General features: G+C 71.8%; 11 protein-coding genes. 8 read left to right on the forward strand and 3 right to left on the reverse strand.

Annotation, left to right across the window (positions count from 1 at the left end):
• Nucleotides 1-162: 162 nt before the first annotated feature.
• The 6 genes from ABD126_RS00260 (at nucleotide 163) to ABD126_RS00285 (ending at nucleotide 8,694) form a co-directional block, all read left to right on the forward strand.
• The gene (locus tag ABD126_RS00260) at nucleotides 163-1,449 is read left to right on the forward strand and encodes an ABC transporter substrate-binding protein (protein WP_425542710.1); all 1,287 of its coding nucleotides are present in this window, start codon (nucleotides 163-165) and stop codon (nucleotides 1,447-1,449) included.
• A complete protein-coding gene (locus ABD126_RS00265; protein WP_343931477.1) occupies nucleotides 1,446-2,438 on the forward strand; it encodes a carbohydrate ABC transporter permease in 993 nt (330 codons plus the stop codon). Before ABD126_RS00260 ends, ABD126_RS00265 begins: the two co-directional genes overlap by 4 nt.
• Before the next feature lies 1 nt (nucleotide 2,439).
• On the forward strand, nucleotides 2,440-3,297 hold the full coding sequence (locus ABD126_RS00270) for a carbohydrate ABC transporter permease (protein ID WP_343931478.1): 858 nt from the start codon (nucleotides 2,440-2,442) through the stop codon (nucleotides 3,295-3,297).
• An 11-nt stretch (nucleotides 3,298-3,308) separates the two neighbouring features.
• Nucleotides 3,309-4,706, forward strand: a complete 1,398-nt coding sequence (locus ABD126_RS00275) for a GH1 family beta-glucosidase (protein WP_343932167.1) — start codon at nucleotides 3,309-3,311, stop codon at nucleotides 4,704-4,706.
• The gene (locus tag ABD126_RS00280; protein WP_343931479.1) at nucleotides 4,703-5,734 is read left to right on the forward strand and encodes a LacI family DNA-binding transcriptional regulator; all 1,032 of its coding nucleotides are present in this window, start codon (nucleotides 4,703-4,705) and stop codon (nucleotides 5,732-5,734) included. The genes ABD126_RS00275 and ABD126_RS00280 overlap by 4 nt, the downstream gene beginning before the upstream one ends.
• Nucleotides 5,735-6,030: 296 nt before the next feature.
• Nucleotides 6,031-8,694, forward strand: coding sequence for a cellulose binding domain-containing protein (locus ABD126_RS00285; protein ID WP_343931480.1), 2,664 nt, complete (start codon nucleotides 6,031-6,033; stop codon nucleotides 8,692-8,694).
• 3 nt (nucleotides 8,695-8,697) lie between these two features.
• Here the strand turns inward: ABD126_RS00285 and ABD126_RS00290 are convergent, their stop codons facing one another.
• From ABD126_RS00290 to ABD126_RS00300, 3 genes are all read right to left on the reverse strand, one after another.
• Nucleotides 8,698-9,117 (reverse strand): LapA family protein, encoded by a 420-nt coding sequence (locus ABD126_RS00290; protein ID WP_343931481.1) that lies wholly within the window; start codon nucleotides 9,115-9,117, stop codon nucleotides 8,698-8,700.
• Between the two features lie 59 nt (nucleotides 9,118-9,176).
• Nucleotides 9,177-11,894 carry an nSTAND1 domain-containing NTPase gene (locus tag ABD126_RS00295; protein WP_343931482.1) on the reverse strand — a complete coding sequence of 906 codons (2,718 nt, stop codon included), beginning with the start codon at nucleotides 11,892-11,894 and terminating at the stop codon, nucleotides 9,177-9,179.
• 253 nt (nucleotides 11,895-12,147) lie between these two features.
• Nucleotides 12,148-13,320: an ROK family protein gene (locus ABD126_RS00300; protein WP_343931483.1), complete on the reverse strand. Its 1,173-nt coding sequence runs from the start codon at nucleotides 13,318-13,320 to the stop codon at nucleotides 12,148-12,150.
• 61 nt (nucleotides 13,321-13,381) lie between these two features.
• Here ABD126_RS00300 and xylA point away from each other — a divergent pair, with 61 nt between their 5' ends.
• Nucleotides 13,382-14,518, forward strand: coding sequence for a xylose isomerase (gene xylA / locus ABD126_RS00305; RefSeq protein WP_343931484.1), 1,137 nt, complete (start codon nucleotides 13,382-13,384; stop codon nucleotides 14,516-14,518).
• The gene (locus tag ABD126_RS00310; protein ID WP_343931485.1) at nucleotides 14,515-15,909 is read left to right on the forward strand and encodes a xylulokinase; all 1,395 of its coding nucleotides are present in this window, start codon (nucleotides 14,515-14,517) and stop codon (nucleotides 15,907-15,909) included. The genes xylA and ABD126_RS00310 overlap by 4 nt, the downstream gene beginning before the upstream one ends.
• Nucleotides 15,910-15,972 lie beyond the last annotated feature (63 nt).

Here is a 15,972-nt window from a genome sequence, read left to right on the forward strand (position 1 = left end):
CCGTCTCTGTGCGGATTCGTCCGGATAGTCCCGTCGGTCTTCCTTGCCACGTAGGTAACAGCGCGGACACGAGTGCTTGACACGTGTGCGTGGGGAGAACCACACTCGCCGAAACCTGGGAGCGCTCCCAGAACGTCACCGCCGATCAACTGAGGAGTTCTCGTGCGCAACCGTCGAGCGGGCTTGGCCAAGGTCGTGGCCTGCACCGCAGTGCTCGCCGCAGTCACCGCGGCATGTGGTTCGGGGGGTTCCGGCGCGTCCCCGGACGGCAAGGTCGAGCTGACCGTCGCCACGTTCAACGAGTTCGGGTACGAGGAACTGTTCAAGGAGTACGAGGCCGCGAACTCGAACGTCAAGATCACGCACCGCAAGACCGGCCAGGGCAACCCCCACCACCAGAACCTGTTCACCAAGCTGGGCGCGGGTTCCGGGCTCGCCGACATCGAGGCCGTCGAAGAGGGCTACCTCAGCCAGGTCATGGCCAAGTCCGGCCAGTTCAACGACCTCAAGGAGATCGGCCCGGCGGACGTGCGCGCCGACCGCTGGCTCCAGTGGAAGACCGACGCCGTCACCAGCAAGGACGGCAAGCTCATCGGTTACGGCACCGACATCGGCCCGCTGGCCATGTGCTACCGCAAGGACCTCTTCGAGGCCGCCGGCCTGCCCAGCGACCCCGAGGGCGTGAAGGCCCTGTTCGCCACGTGGGACGCCTACTTCGAGGCCGGCGACAAGTACGTCAAGGCCACCGGCAAGCCGTGGTTCGACTCGGCCGCGCAGATCTTCAACCCCATGCACAACCAGGCCAAGACCGGCTACTTCGACCGCGACGACAAGCTCGTGATCGAGACCAACGACGACAAGAAGATCTGGCAGCAGGTCACCGGCGCGGTCGCGCGCGGCCAGTCGGCCAAGCTCGTCGCGTGGAGCCCGGAGTGGCAGAACGGCTTCAAGCAGTCGGCCTTCGCCACCAAGACCTGCCCGTCCTGGATGCTGGGCGTGATCGAGGGCAACGCGGGCCCCGAGCACAAGGGCCACTGGGCCGTCACGGCCGCCTTCCCCGGCGGCGGCGGCAACTGGGGCGGCTCGTACCTGACCGTGCCCAAGCAGAGCAAGAACGCCAAGGAGGCCGCGAAGCTCGCCGCGTGGCTGACCGCCCCCGAGCAGCAGATCAAGGCGTTCGTCGCCAAGGGCACCTTCCCCAGCCAGACCCAGGCGCTGATCTCGCCGGAGCTGCTCAACAAGACCAACGACTACTTCGGCGGTGAGAAGGTCGGCCTCCTGTTCGCCGAGCAGGCCAACAAGGTCGCCGGCGCCCAGTACAAGGGCCCGAAGGACGGCGAGATCCAGGACAACGTGATCGCGCCGGCGCTCCAGGCGGTCGAGCAGGGCAAGACCGCGGAAGAGGGCTGGCAGCAGGTCGTCGAGGGAGCCAAGAAGGCTGCCAAGTGACCACCGAACTCACGGTCGCGCGCGGGCGGGGCGTCGAGCCCCGCCCGCCGCGGCGCGCGGACGAGGACGTCAAGCTCCCGTGGCGGCACCGCCTCACGCGCCTGGACGTCAAGTACTCGCCTTACCTGTTCATCGCCCCGTTCTTCGTCCTGTTCGCCATCACGGGCCTGTTCCCGCTGGTCTACACGGCCTACGTGTCGCTGTTCGACTGGGAGCTGGGCGCGGACGAGACGCCGTTCATCGGCGTCGAGAACTACGTCACCCTCGCCACCGACGACCAGTTCTGGAACGCGCTGGTCAACACGCTGAGCATCTTCGTGCTCTCCAGCGGCCCGCAGGTCGTGGTGGCGGTGCTGCTCGCGGTGCTGCTCAACACCGCGTTGCGCGCCCGGACCGCGTGGCGCATGGGTGTCCTGCTGCCCTACGTGGCCAGCCTCGTCGCCCTGACGATCATCTTCGGCGACCTGTTCGGCCCGCAGTACGGCATGGTCAACAACGTCCTGGACTTCTTCGGGATCGACAAGATCGACTGGCAGGCCGACCGCTGGTGGAGCCACGTCGCCATCGCCACCATGGTCAACTGGCGCTGGACGGGCTACAACGCGCTGATCGTGCTGGCCGCCATGCAGGCCATCCCGCGGGACGTCTACGAGGCCGCCATCGTGGACGGCGCGAGCCGGGCCCGGCAGTTCTTCAGCATCACCCTGCCGCTGCTGCGCCCGACGCTGATCTTCGTGATCGTCACCTCGACCATCGGCGGGTTGCAGATCTTCACCGAGCCCAAGCTGTTCGCCCCCGCCGGGAGCAGCAACGGCGGCGCGACCAACCAGTACCAGACGGTCGTGCTCTACATGTACCAGTCGGGTTTCCAGTCGCAGGACCTCGGTTACGCCTCGGCGATGGCCTGGGTGCTGTTCCTGATCATCATCGCCATCGCGGGGATCAACTTCCTGCTCACCCGCCGCCTCGCCGGCACCGGGGAGGGCTGACATGCTCCAGAAGCAAAGCACCGCGACGCGCGCCCGCAAGGGCCCGTCCTCGCCGGCCAAACGGCCCGGGTTCGGCGTCTACGGGGTGCTCACCGCCTTCATCCTCGGGTCGGCCTTCCCGTTCTACTGGTCGTTCGTCGTGGCCAGCAACGACGACGCCGCCGACACACCCCTGCTGCCCGGCGGCAAGTTCTTCACCAACGCGGCACGCGTGTTCGACACCATCCCGTTCTGGAAGGCGCTGGGCAACAGCGTCATCGTCTCCGGCACGGTGACGCTGTCGGTCGTGCTGCTGTCGACGCTGGCCGGGTTCGCCTTCGCCAAGCTGCGGTTCAAGGGGCGCGGCCCGCTGCTGGTGTTCGTCGTCGCCACGCTGGCGGTGCCGACCCAGCTCGGGATCATCCCGCTCTACATGGCGATGGCCGAGTTCGGCTGGTCCGGCACGCTCGGCGCGGTCATCGTCCCGAACCTGATCACCGCGTTCGGCGTGTTCTGGATGCGCCAGTACATCGTGGACGCCGTCCCCGACGAGCTGATCGAGGCCGCCCGCATGGACGGGTGCAGCCTGCTGCGGACGTTCTGGCACGTGTGCCTGCCGGCCGTGCGCCCGGCCGCCGCCATGCTCGGCGTCTTCACGTTCATGATGTCCTGGAACGACTTCCTCTGGCCGCTGGTCGCGCTCAACGCGGAGAACCCGACCATGCAGGTGGCCCTGGAGAAGCTCCAGAGCGGCTACTACGTCGACAACTCGCTCGTGCTCGCCGGGACCACGCTGGCCACGGTCCCGATCTTGCTCGTGTTCCTCGTACTCGGGCGGCAGATCGTCGCCGGGATCATGCAGGGTGCTGTGAAGGGGTAGCTGTGGAGTCGATTTCCTTTCCCGAGGGCTTCGTCTGGGGCGCCGCGACCGCGGCGTTCCAGGTCGAGGGCGCGACCACCGTGGACGGTCGCACCAAGTCCATCTGGGACACGTTCTGCGAGGTGCCGGGGGCCGTGGTCGGCGGCGACACCGGTGAGCCCGCGGCCGACCACTACTACCGCGTCGAGTCCGACGTCCAGTTGATGGCCGACCTGGGCCTGCACGCCTACCGGTTCTCCACCGCGTGGCCGCGGGTGCGGCCCGACGCCGGCCCGGTCAACCAGGCCGGCCTGGACTTCTACTCCCGGCTGGTCGACGCGCTGCTGGACAAGGGGATCACCCCCTGGCTCACGCTCTACCACTGGGACCTGCCGCAGGCCCTGGAGGACAAGGGCGGCTGGACCAACCGGGACACCGCGTACCGGTTCGCCGAGTACGCCGAGTCGGTCGTCGGCGCGCTGGGCGACCGGGTGGCCAACTGGACCACGTTGAACGAGCCGTGGTGCTCCTCGTTCCTGAGCTACGCGGCCGGCGTCCACGCGCCCGGCCGGCAGGAGCCGGAGGCCGCCGTCGCCGCGGTGCACCACCTGCTGCTCGGGCACGGGCTCGCCGTCGAAGCGATTCGCGCGCAGTCCACCGACGCCAAGGTCGGCATCACGCTCAACATGTACCCGATCATCCCGGCCGACCCCGACGACCCCGCCGACCTGGACGCGGCCCGGCGGCTGGACGGGCTGCAGAACCGGATCTTCCTGGACCCGCTGTTCAAGGGCGAGTACCCGGAGGACGTCGTGCAGGACCTGACGCCGTACGGGTTCACCAAGCACATCCGGGAGAACGACCTGGAGATCATCTCCACGCCGCTGGACCAGCTGGGCGTGAACTACTACGCCGAGCACTTCGTCAGCGGCACCCCGGCGCCGGCCGCCCCGGTCGCCGAGGGCAGGCGGGCCACCGGGTCGCCGTGGGTGGGCGCGGAGCACGTGTCCTTCCCCAGCCGGGGCCTGCCCCGCACCGACATGGACTGGGAGGTCGAGCCGGACGGGCTGAAGAAGGTGCTGGTCCGGGTCGCGCGGGAGTACACCGACATCCCGCTGTACGTGACCGAGAACGGCGCGGCCTACCCGGACGCCATCGGCGACGACGGCTCGATCGAGGACGTCGACCGGCTCAACTACATCGACGGGCACCTGCGGGCGGCGTGGGAGGCCATCCAGGAGGGCGTGGACCTGCGCGGCTACTTCGCCTGGTCGCTGATGGACAACTTCGAATGGGCGGAGGGTTACGCCAAGCGGTTCGGGATCGTGCATGTCGACTACGAGACGCAGGTGCGGACACCTAAGATGAGCGCCATGTGGTACTCGAAGGTTGCCCGGGGCAACGCGCTCGCAGCGACGGCCGCCTCGTGACCGATGCCGTTGACCCGCCCAAGGCGCGCCGACCCAACACCCGGCTCGAAGAGGTGGCCCGGGCCGCCGGGGTGTCCAAGTCCACCGTGTCACGGGTGATCAACGGCGAACCGTACGTCAGCTCGAAGGCGCGTGAGGCCGTGCACCAGGCCATCACGCGCCTCGGCTACAGCCCCAACCAGGCCGCCCGCACCCTGGCCGGCAGCCGCGCGAACTGCATCGCGCTGGTCGTGTCGGAGCAGGGCAGCCGGGTGCTCGCGGACCCGTTCTTCGCCGGCGTGCTGCGCGGCGTGCACGCCGAACTGGCGGGCAAGCGGGTCCAGCTCGTCCTCATGATGAGCAAGGAGGGCGACGAGCAGGACCTGGTGAACTACCTGTGCGGCGGCCACGTCGACGGCGTGCTGGTGATCAGCCTGCACGGCCAGGACCCGCTGCCCAGGACGCTCGCCGACGCGGGCCTGCCGACCGTCGTGGGCGGCAGGCCGCTGGGCGCCGGCGGCGTGCCCTATGTGGACTCGGACAACTTCAACGGGGCCATGGAGGCGGCGCGGTACCTGGCGTCGCTGGGCCGGCGGCGGGTGGCGACCATCGCCGGCCCGCGGGACATGGCCGTGGGCATGGACCGGCTGTCCGGGTGGAAGCGCGGGATGTCGCAGGCCCGGCTGCCGGTCGACCTGGTCGCCTACGGGGACTTCACCCCGGAGAGCGGCGCGGCGGCGATGGAGGAGCTGCTGTCGCGGTCGCCGGACATCGACGCGGTGTTCGTCGCGGCCGACATCATGGCGTTGGGTGCTCTCCAGACCCTGCACGCGCACGGGAAGCGGGTGCCCGAGGACGTCGCCGTGGTCGGGTTCGACGACCTGATGATCGCCTCGACCGCGGTGCCGCCGTTGACCACGATCCGGCAGGACGTCGAGCAGCTGGGCCGGACCATGACGTGGCGGCTGATGGCGGAACTGGCGGGCGAGGAGAACCTGCCGCCGTTCCTGCTGCTGCCCACGTCGATGGTGAAGCGCGGCAGCGCCTGACCCGACCTGCGGCTTCCAGCGGGCCGTAGCAGGCCGCGCGGGTCGGGTCAAGCGCGCCGAGGTCGTGGTCAGGCCGAGGTGGGCCGCGCGGGTCGGGTCGAGCGCGCCCAAGTCGTCGTCAGGCCGAAGTAGGGCCGCCGCGCGCCTGTTGACGTTGCGCGACGGGGGCGTTACCGTTCGGCTGTGTGGTTCTGGGAGCGCTCCCAGAACGTCCGGCTCCCGCACCGACCCCTGTGGACCTGACCGCCATCGTGGTCCGCTTCGGCTGATCCCCGCGCAAAGGAGCGCTTGAGGAGATGGCACCCCGACTCGTGGTGAAGCGGCTCGTGGCCGTGGCCGCCGCGGTGTGCGCGGCGGTGGGGCTGGTGCTGGTGTCCACCCAGGCCAGGCCCGCCACCGCCGCCCCGGAGCAGCGGTACGACTGGAAGAACGTCGAGATCGCCGGCGGCGGGTTCGTGCCCGGCATCGTGTTCTCCCCGGCGGAGAAGGACCTCGTCTACGCCCGCACCGACATCGGCGGCGCGTACCGGTGGGACAAGGCGTCCGGGCGCTGGATCCCGCTGTTGGACTGGGTCGGCTGGGACCGGTGGGGGTGGAACGGCGTCGCGTCGATCGCCCCCGACCCCCGTGACGCGAACAAGGTCTACGCCGCCGTCGGCATGTACACCAACAGCTGGGACCCGGGCAACGGGGCGATCCTGCGGTCGGGCGACCGCGGGGCCACGTGGCAGGTCGCCGAGCTGCCGTTCAAGGTCGGCGGCAACATGCCCGGCCGCGGCATGGGGGAGCGGCTCGCGGTCGACCCCAACGACGGGCGGGTGCTGTACTTCGGCGCGCCCAGCGGCAAGGGGTTGTGGCGCAGCGCCGACGGCGGGGCGACCTGGGCGCGGGTGGACTCCTTCCCCAACCCGGGCGACTACGTCGCCGACCCCGCCGACCCGAACGGCTACCTCAACGACATCCAGGGCGTCGTGTGGGTGACGTTCGACCCGCGGTCCTCCACGGGCGGCGCCAGCCGGACGATCTACGTGGGCGTGGCGGACAAGCAGAACACCGTCTACCGCAGCGTGGACGGCGGGGCCACGTGGAGCCGGCTGCCCGGCCAGCCCACCGGGTTCATCGCGCACAAGGGCGTCCTCGCCGGGTCGAACCTGGTCATCGCCACCAGCGACACCGGCGGGCCGTACGACGGCGGCAAGGGCGACGTGTGGAAGTTCGACACGGTCGGCGGGACGTGGACCCGCATCAGCCCGGTCCCCTCGGACAGCCCCGACGCCTACTACGGGTACTCCGGCCTGACCGTGGACCGGCAGAACCCGAACGTGCTCATGGTCGCCTCGCAGATCTCGTGGTGGCCGGACGTGATCCTGTTCCGGTCCACCGACGGCGGCGCGACGTGGACCCGGGCGTGGGACTTCACGTCCTACCCGAACCGGAGCTTCCGCTACGAGCTGGACGTCTCCGCCGCGCCGTGGCTGACGTGGGGCGCCAACCCGCAGCCGCCCGAGGTCACGCCCAAGCTGGGGTGGATGGTCGAGTCCATGGAGATCGACCCGTTCGACTCCGACCGGATGCTCTACGGCACCGGGGCCACCATCTACGGCACCACGGACCTGACCAAGTGGGACGCCGGCGGGAAGATCACCATCAAGCCGGTGGTGGGCGGTCTGGAGGAAACGGCCGTGCTGGACCTGGTCAGCCCGCCGAGCGGCGCGCCGCTGGTGAGCGGGCTGGGTGACATCGGCGGGTTCCGGCACACGGACCTGACCAAGGTGCCGGCCATGATGTTCCAGCAGCCCAACTTCACCTCGACGACGTCGTTGGACTACGCGGAGACCTCGCCGGCGGTGATGGTCCGGTCGGGCAACGTGGACGGCGCCGCGCACGTGGCGTTCTCGACCGACGGCGGCGCGAACTGGTTCGCCGGTTCCGAACCGGGCGGGGTCACCGGTGGCGGGACCGTCGCGGCGGCTGCGGACGGCTCGCGGTTCGTGTGGAGCCCGGCCGGGGCCGCGGTGCACCACGCGGTCGGGTTCGGGAACTCGTGGACGCCGTCCGCGGGGGTGCCGACCGGTGCGGTCGTGGAGTCGGACCGGGTGAACCCGCGGCGGTTCTACGCGTTGGCCGGCGGCCGGGTGTACTCCAGTGTGGACGGTGGGGCGTCGTTCACGGCCGGGGCGGCGGTGTCGGCGGCGAAGCTGCACGCCGTGCCGGGCCGGGAAGGCGAGCTGTGGCTGGCCGGCGAAGGCGGCTTGTTCCGGTCGGTCGACGGCGGCGCGACCGTGACCAAGGTGAGCGGGGTCGCCTCGGCGGTCAACATCGGGTTCGGCAAGGCCGCTCCCGGTCGCGCGTACCCGGCGTTGTTCGCGGTGCTGAGCCTGGGTGGCGCTACCGGCGTCTACCGCTCGGACGACGTGGGCGCCAACTGGGTCCGGATCAACGACGACCGGCACCAGTACGGGAACATGGGCGAGGCGATCACCGGTGACCCGAGGGTGTACGGGCGGGTCTACCTGGGCACGAACGGGCGCGGCGTCCTCTACGCCGACCCGGTCGGAGCGCCGCCCACGACGTCCACCACGACGACCACGACCACTACTACGACGACCACGACGACGACCACCACGACGACTGGTGTGCCGGTCGGGTGTCACGTCGAGTACAAGGTCTCCAGCCAGTGGGCTGGCGGGTTCACGGCCTCGGTCAAGATCACGAACCGGGGCGTGGGCGCGGTGCAGGGCTGGGCGTTGCGGTTCACCTTCCCCAGCGGGCAGGTGATCTCCAACGCCTGGAACGGCAAGGCGTCGCAGAGCGGCGCTGTCGCCACGGTGACCAACGAGGGCTGGAACGGGACCATCGCGGCGGGTGGTTCGGTGGAGTTCGGATTCCAGGCGAGCTGGCAGGGCAGCAACGTCACACCCACCGGCTTCACGCTCAACGGTGCGTCCTGTTCGGCTTAGCGATCAGGAGCGCGTGAGCCCTCGTTTGGCCTGGCGGCGCAGCTGGAGGATTCTGGCTGCGCCGACCAGGGCCACCATCACCGCGCCGCCGATGGCGGCGAACAGCAGCGCCACGCCCAGCGGCAGCGTGGTCGCGATGCCCAGGAAGTGGATGGTGGCGTCGGTCCCGTTCTGCAGGATGAAGATCAGCAGGAAGACCAGGACGACGATCGAGGCCAGGACGGCGACCCACGTGCCGCTGATCCGGGTCGACTTGATCTTCACGCGCTTGCCGGGCGCGGGTTCCGGGGCGCGCCTGGTGTCCGGGTCGAGCCGGCTCTCCGGGTGGCGGTCCACGGACGTCGGACCGACCGGTGGCGGCGCGCCGGTGATCGGGGAGGTGGGGATCGCGTCGGTGCGGTCCTCGTCACGGGGAGTGGTCACACGGTGATTATCGGACCGGCGCGCGGGGGCCGCCAGTCAGGCGAGCGGGTGAGGTCCCGCTAGGAGCAGGGCGGGCTGTAGGGGATGCCGTTGAAGTTGCGGCGCCACTCGTCCGGGGTCAGCGGCTGGCCGACGGTCTCGCACATGTTGGCGATCGCCAGGTCCAGGTTGAACTCCCACGAACGGCTGGTGCCGTCGGCGCTCGCCGTGATCACCCAGTCCGGCGCGTCGCCGAAGCCGACCGCGTAGATGCTGTCGGTGTTGCCGCTGATCCGGCCCCGCTGGGTGGGGTGCTGCCGGGACGCGAGGTCCCACATTCGGACCGTGCCGTCCTTGCCTGCGCTGGCCAGGGCCGCGCCGTCGCGGCGGAAGCCCATGGCGGTGACGCGGTCCCGATGGGCGTCGAAGTCGGCGAGCCGGGTCGGGTTCCACGGGTTGGCCCGCAGGTCCCACAGGCGGATCGTGCCCGAGCGGCCGGCGACCGCGATGGTGGTCGAGTCCCGGTCGAGGGCGGCGGTGGTGACGTCCTGGCCGTCGTCCAGCTCGCCGACCTGGCGCGGTTCGGCGGGGTTGGCGATGTCCCAGAGGCGGACCGTGCTCTGGTTGTCGATGGTGGCCAGGGTGGTGCCCCCGACCGGGGAGAACACGATGGCGTTGACGGCCCGCGGGTGGGTGGTGATGGTGCCGCGCAGGACCGGCTGGTACGGGTTGGAGGCGTCCCACAGGCGCACCAGGGCCGGGCTCTCGACGGTGACCAGGGTCTGGCCGTCGGGGGAGAACGCGGCGTGGATCAGCGGCTGCTTGAACGTGTGCGCCAGGACCGGGGACCGGGCGTCGGTGATGTCCCAGATCTGGGCGTCGGGGGACTCCGCCGTGGTGGCGAACGCCTGTTGGCTGTCGGTGACCACCAGGCTGGTCACGGTGTTGCGCGGGGTCAGGAAGCCGCCCAGGCGGCGGAAGACGTGGTCGTCGGCCGGGACGGGGACGCGGGCGTTGGGCAGCGCCGTGCCGTCCGGGCCCGTGGCCGGGCCGGTCGGGAAGACCGACCGGCTGACCAGGTCGGCGCTGGTCGAGGCGTGGAAGCTCAGCACCTGGTCGCGCAGGTCGTCGGTGTGGCTGAGCTGGTAGGCCGCGATGATGAGCTGGTTGGCCGTGCGGCGGTCGGTGGCGCGCTTGCTCTGGGCCTCGTTGGCCACCAGCCGGGCCACGGACAGGTTGCGCTCCTGGGCGGCCTGCTTCTGGGCGCGGATGGCCAGCACCACCGCGCTGCCCGCGAACAGCAGCAGCACCAGCAGCAGCGCCACCAGTTGGCGCAGCCGGCGGGTCTGGCGGTGGTCGCGGCGGCGTTGCTCGTTGCGGGCGTCCTGGCTGGCCTTGAGGAAGTCGCGCTCGGTGGTGCTGGTGCGCACGCCGTCGCGGGTGGTCCACTCCAGGGCGGTGTCCAGGCGGGAGCCCCGGTAGAGCGCGTCCGGGTCGCGGTCCAGGGAGTCCCAGGTGGCCGCCGCCTCGGTCAGCTGGCGCATGGTGCGCAGGCCGTCCCGGTCGGTGCTCAGCCAGTTGCGCAGCCGCGGCCAGGAGCGGATCAGGGCCTCGTGGGAGATCTCCACGGTGTCGCGGTCGAGGGTCAGCAGGCGGGCGTGGGCCAGGCGGTCCAGCACGACGTCCACGTCCACGTCGTCGTCCAGCTCCGCGCGGGGCAGGCGGCGCTTGGTGTCCTCGGTGCCGTCGCCCAGGGCGGTCAGCCGCAGGAAGACCTGGCGGGCCAGGGCGCGTTGCTGCTTCTCCAGCGAGGTGAACGTGCGTTCGGCCGTCTGGGCGATGGCGTGCTGGATGCCGCCCGCCGCCTCGTAGCCGGCGAGGGTGAGCGTCGTGCCGCGGCGGCGGCGCCAGGTCTCCAGCAGGGCGTGGGAGAGCAGCGGCAGCACGCCGGCCTGGCCGGTGGCGTCGGCGATCAGGCGGGAGACCAGCGCGGTCTCCACCGTGCAGTTCGCCTTCACGGCGGGCTGCATGATGACCTGCCGCAGCTCCTCCGGACCCATCGGGCCGAGCAGGAGCTGGCCGTCGGTGATGGCCTTGACCAGGGCCGGGTGCTGGGCGCAGTGGCCGTAGAAGTCGGCGCGGACGCCCACGACCACGCGGCACTCGGCGGTGAGCAGGGCGTCGATGAAGGCGGCGCGCTGGTCGGGGTCCGGGCAGAGGGTGAACAGCTCCTCGAACTGGTCGACGATCAGCAGGTCCTGGTCGAGGTCGGTGACGGTGAAGCCGCGCTCCGACGGGGTGGTGACGGTGGTCCGGTCCGCTCGCCTGGGCACCAGGCCCGCGCGCAGCAGCGAGGACTTTCCCGCGCCCGAGGCGCCGAACACCGCGACGAACCGGCGGGCGGCGATGCGCTTCTCCAGGTCCTCCAGGACGTGGTCGCGGCCGAAGAACCACTCGGCGTCCTCGGTGCCGTAGGCGGCCAGGCCCGCGTAGGGCGGGTGGCCCTCGTCGGCGGCCGGCTGCGGGGTGGGCAGCACCTCGGCGGCGACCCTGTGCCAGCGGTCCTCCCACTCGGCGACGTCGCCCTCGCAGGCGCGCACGTAGGCGAGGGTGACGGCGAGGGTGGGCAGCTTCCGGCCGCCCGCCGCGTCGGACAGCGTGGTGGCCGAGTAGTGGGCGCGGGCCCCCAGCTGGCGGTAGCTGTACCCGCCCGCCTTGTCCCGCAGCGACCTCAGGTCCGCCGCAAACTTGAGCAGCGGGCTGTCACCCACGTCCAGCGGACGTTCTCCACGCGGCACCGGTTCACCCCCTGACCAAGGTCCCCGAGACGACGGGGCGCCGTCCAGGCTTTCAGATCAACACCCTGGACGAGTCCGCTTCGGGCGCGCGCATCCGGGTGAACCGGTCCAGGACACCTTCCAGTGTGCCCGTGCGCGAGACCTGCTCGCGTTTGGTCGGGTGGTGTTCGGGTTCGGCGGGCGGCTCGCGCGGTGGTCGCGCGGTTCAGGACCGCGCGGTGGTCGCGCGGCGCAGGCCTGAACGGCGGGGGGCTCAGGCCTGCGCGGCGGTGATGTACGGGTCGGGGTCGGCGAGGATCGCCCGGACGGCGGTGCTCGCCGCGCCCCGGACCGCCGCTTCCGGGCCGAGGGTCGAGGTCAGGACGGTGGTGGGGGACCAGCGCGCCCCCAGGACGCGGTCGCGCAGGGTGGTCCGCAGGGTCTCGGTGAGCCAGGGGGCCAGGCGGGCGTAGGTGCCGCCCAGGACGACCGTGGGCAGGTCCAGCAGGTTCACCGCGCCGGTCAGGGCCGTGGCCAGCCAGCGCGCCGCTTCGGACACCGCTTCGGTGGCCGACGGGTCGCCGGCGTCGAGGGCGGCGAGGAGGTCGTCGAAGGTGGGGCAGCCCGCGGCCTTGAGGATCTCGTCCTGGCCCGCCAGGCGTTCCAGGCAGCCGCGCGCGCCGCACGGGCAGGGCGGGCCGTTCGGGTCCACCTGGAGGTGGCCGATCTCGCCGCCGAACCCGCGCACCCCGTCGAACAGCGCGCCCGCCACGACGATGCCCGCGCCGATGCCGATCTCGCCCGAGACGTGCACGAAGTCCTGGTCGCCGTGGCCGTGCCACAGCTCCGCGAGCGCGGCCAGGTTCGCCTCGTTGCCCACTTGGACCGGCACGTCGAGGGCCACCCGCGAGCGCAGCTCGCCCCGCACGTCCACCTCCTCCCAACCCAGGTTGGGGGCCACGCGGAGGATGCCGGTCGCGGTCTCCACCAGGCCCGGCACGGCCACGCCCACCCCGCCGATGGGCACGTTGCGCTTGAGCGCGGCCTTGATCGCCGTGGCGGCCTTGGTCAGCACCCGGGCCGGGGACGACGTGCGGTTGTCGCTCGGGCGCAGCGCCCGGTGGCGGACCCGGCCGGTCAGGTCGACCAGGCAGGTGGCCACGTAGTCCACCCCGATCTCCACGCCCAGGCCGTGCGGGCCGTCCGGGGAGGGGTGCAGCGCGGTGCCCCGCCGACCCGGGCCCGGGCGGGCCTGCGCCTCGCCCTCGACCACCAGGCCGGCCGCGATCATGCGGTCCACCAGGCTGGACACGGTCGCCTTGGTCAGGCCCGTCCGGGTCGCGACGGCCGCGCGGGACGAGCCCGGGTGCGTGGTGATCGCGTCCAGCACCAGAGCGGAGTTGTGCCGTCGCACGGTGTGCTGGCTCGCGGGTTGCGGTCGGGACACCACTGGAGGATAGCGGCATCGTGCGATAAGTTCAGGCATCAAACTTATTGGAGGTGCCCTCGTGGACAAGTTCAGCTTCGGCCTGTGGACCGTCGGGTGGCAGGGTCGCGACCCGTTCGGCCACGCGAGCCGCCCCCCGCTGGACGCGCCGGTGACCGTGCGCAAGCTGGCGGAGTTGGGTGCGTGGGGCGTCACGTTCCACGACGACGACCTGATCCCGTTCGGCGCGGACGCGGTGGAGCGCGACCGGCGCGTCGCCGCGTTCCGCGCGGCCCTGGACGAGACCGGCCTGGTCGTGCCGATGGTGACCACGGACCTGTTCACCCACCCGGTGTTCAAGGACGGCGGCTTCACCAGCAACGACCGCACCGTGCGGCGGTTCGCGCTGCGCAAGGTGCTGCGCAACCTGGAGCTGGCGGCCGAGCTGGGTGCGCAGACCATCGTGCTGTGGGGCGGCCGGGAGGGCTCGGAGGTGGACGCGGGCAAGGACGTCCGCGCCGCCCTCGACCGGTACCGGGAGGCCCTGGACACCATCGCCGCGCACTCGGAGAGCCAGGGCTACGGCTTCCGCTTCGCCCTGGAGCCCAAGCCGAACGAGCCGCGCGGCGACATCCTGCTGCCCACCATCGGGCACGCGCTGGCGTTCATCTCCACGCTGGAGCACGAGTCGCTGTTCGGCGTGAACCCCGAGGTCGGGCACGAGCAGATGGCGGGCCTGAACTTCGTGCACGGCATCGCGCAGGCGTTGTGGCAGGGCAAGCTGTTCCACATCGACCTCAACGGGCAGAAGGGTCCGCGCTACGACCAGGACTTCGTGTTCGGCCACGGCGACCTGCTGTCCGCGTTCTTCCTGGTGGACCTGCTGGAGCACGGCGGCTACGAAGGCCCGCGGCACTTCGACTACAAGCCGTTGCGCACCGAGGACGTCGACGGCGTGTGGGCCAGCGCGGCGGCCAACATGCGCACCTACAAGCTGCTGCGCGAGCGGGCGACGGCGTTCCGGGCGGACCCGGAGGTGCAGGAGGCGTTGCGCGCCAGCGGGGTCCTGGAGCTGTCCGAGCCGACGCTGGGCGAGGGCGAGTCCATCGTGGACTTCATCAAGGGCGACGACGACATCACGCCGGCGGTGGAGAGGGGTTACGGGTTCGTGCACCTCGGTCAGCTCGCCTTGGAGCACCTGTTGGGCGCTCGCGGATGACGCTCGTCGCGGGCGTCGACTCGTCCACCCAGTCCTGCAAGGTGGTCGTGCGCGACGCCGAGACCGGTGCGCTGGTGCGGGAGGGCCGGGCGGCCCACCCGGCCGGCACGGAGGTGGACCCGGCGGCGTGGTGGGACGCGCTCCAGGAGGCGTTCCGGGCGGCCGGCGGGATCGACGACGTGGCGGCGGTGTCCGTCGCGGCGCAGCAGCACGGGATGGTCTGCCTGGACTCGGCCGGGGAGGTCGTGCGGCCGGCGCTGCTGTGGAACGACACGCGGTCGGCGGGCGCGGCGGCGGACCTGGTCGAGGAGCTGGGCGGGCGCGCGGAGTGGGCGTCGGCGGTGGGCAACGTGCCCGTCGCCTCGCTCACCGTGACCAAGCTGCGGTGGCTGGCGCGCAACGAGCCTGCCAACGCGGCTCGGACGGCCGCGGTGTGCCTGCCGCACGACTGGCTGACCTGGCGGTTGGCCGGCGGGTCCGCTCCGGCCGGCGCGTCCTTGGAAACGTTGACCACGGACCGCAGCGACGTCAGCGGCACCGGGTACTGGTCACCGTCCACAGAGGACTACCGGGCGGACCTGCTGGAGCTGGCGCTCGGGAAGGTGCCGGTGCTGCCGTCGGTGCTGGGTCCGGCGGAGCTGGTCGCGGGCCGGTTCGGCGTCGGCGCGGGGGACAACGCGTCCGCCGCGCTGGGCGTGCAGGCCCGGCCCGGTGACGTGGTGGTGTCGGTCGGCACCTCCGGGACGGCGTTCGCGCGGGCCGTCGCGCCGGTGGCCGACGGCAGCGGGACGGTGAACGGGTTCGCCGACGCCGAGGGCGGGTTCCTGCCGCTGGTGTGCACGCTGAACGCGTCGCGGGTGCTGGACGCCACCGCGGCGTTGCTCGGGGTGTCGCTGGACGAGCTGTCGCGGCTGGCGTTGAGCGTGCCGGCCGGGGCGGGCGGGCTCGTGCTGGTGCCCTACCTGGAGGGCGAGCGGACGCCGAACAAGCCCGACTCGACCGGCGCGGTGCACGGGTTGCGCCTGGACACCGCCACGCCGGCCCACCTGGCGCGGGCGGCGGTGGAGGGGTTGCTGTGCAGCCTGGCGGACGCGATCGACGCGCTGCGGGCGCTGGGGACGCCGGTCGAGCGGGTGCTGCTGATCGGCGGCGGCGCCCAGTCGGCGGCGGTGCGGGCGATCGCGCCGGCGGTGTTCGGGTGCCCCGTGGTGCTGCCCGCCACGAGTGAGTACGTGGCCGACGGGGCCGCCCGGCAGGCGGCTTGGGCGGTGAGCGGGGCGGACTCGCCGCCGGTGTGGTCGGAGCTGACCTCGGAGCTGTTCGAGGCCGACCCGACGCCGGTGGTGCGCGAGCAGTACGCCGCGGCGCGGGAGCTGACCGTGCACCGGTGAGCGTCGCCGTTCCAGGTGAGCGGCGTTTGCGGGTGGGCGGCGTTGCGGGAGGACGGCGTTTGC

The sequence above is a fragment of the Saccharothrix mutabilis subsp. mutabilis genome, from assembly GCF_039521145.1.
Classification (GTDB): Bacteria; Actinomycetota; Actinomycetes; order Mycobacteriales; family Pseudonocardiaceae; genus Actinosynnema; species Actinosynnema mutabilis.

Excerpts from the sequence above, each read along its gene's own strand:
- ABD126_RS00270 (WP_343931478.1), top strand. The coding sequence starts at position 2,440 with ATGCTCCAGAAGCAAAGCACCGCGACGCGCGCCCGCAAGGGCCCGTCC.
- ABD126_RS00285 (WP_343931480.1), top strand. The coding sequence starts at position 6,031 with ATGGCACCCCGACTCGTGGTGAAGCGGCTCGTGGCCGTGGCCGCCGCG.
- ABD126_RS00310 (WP_343931485.1), top strand. The coding sequence starts at position 14,515 with ATGACGCTCGTCGCGGGCGTCGACTCGTCCACCCAGTCCTGCAAGGTG.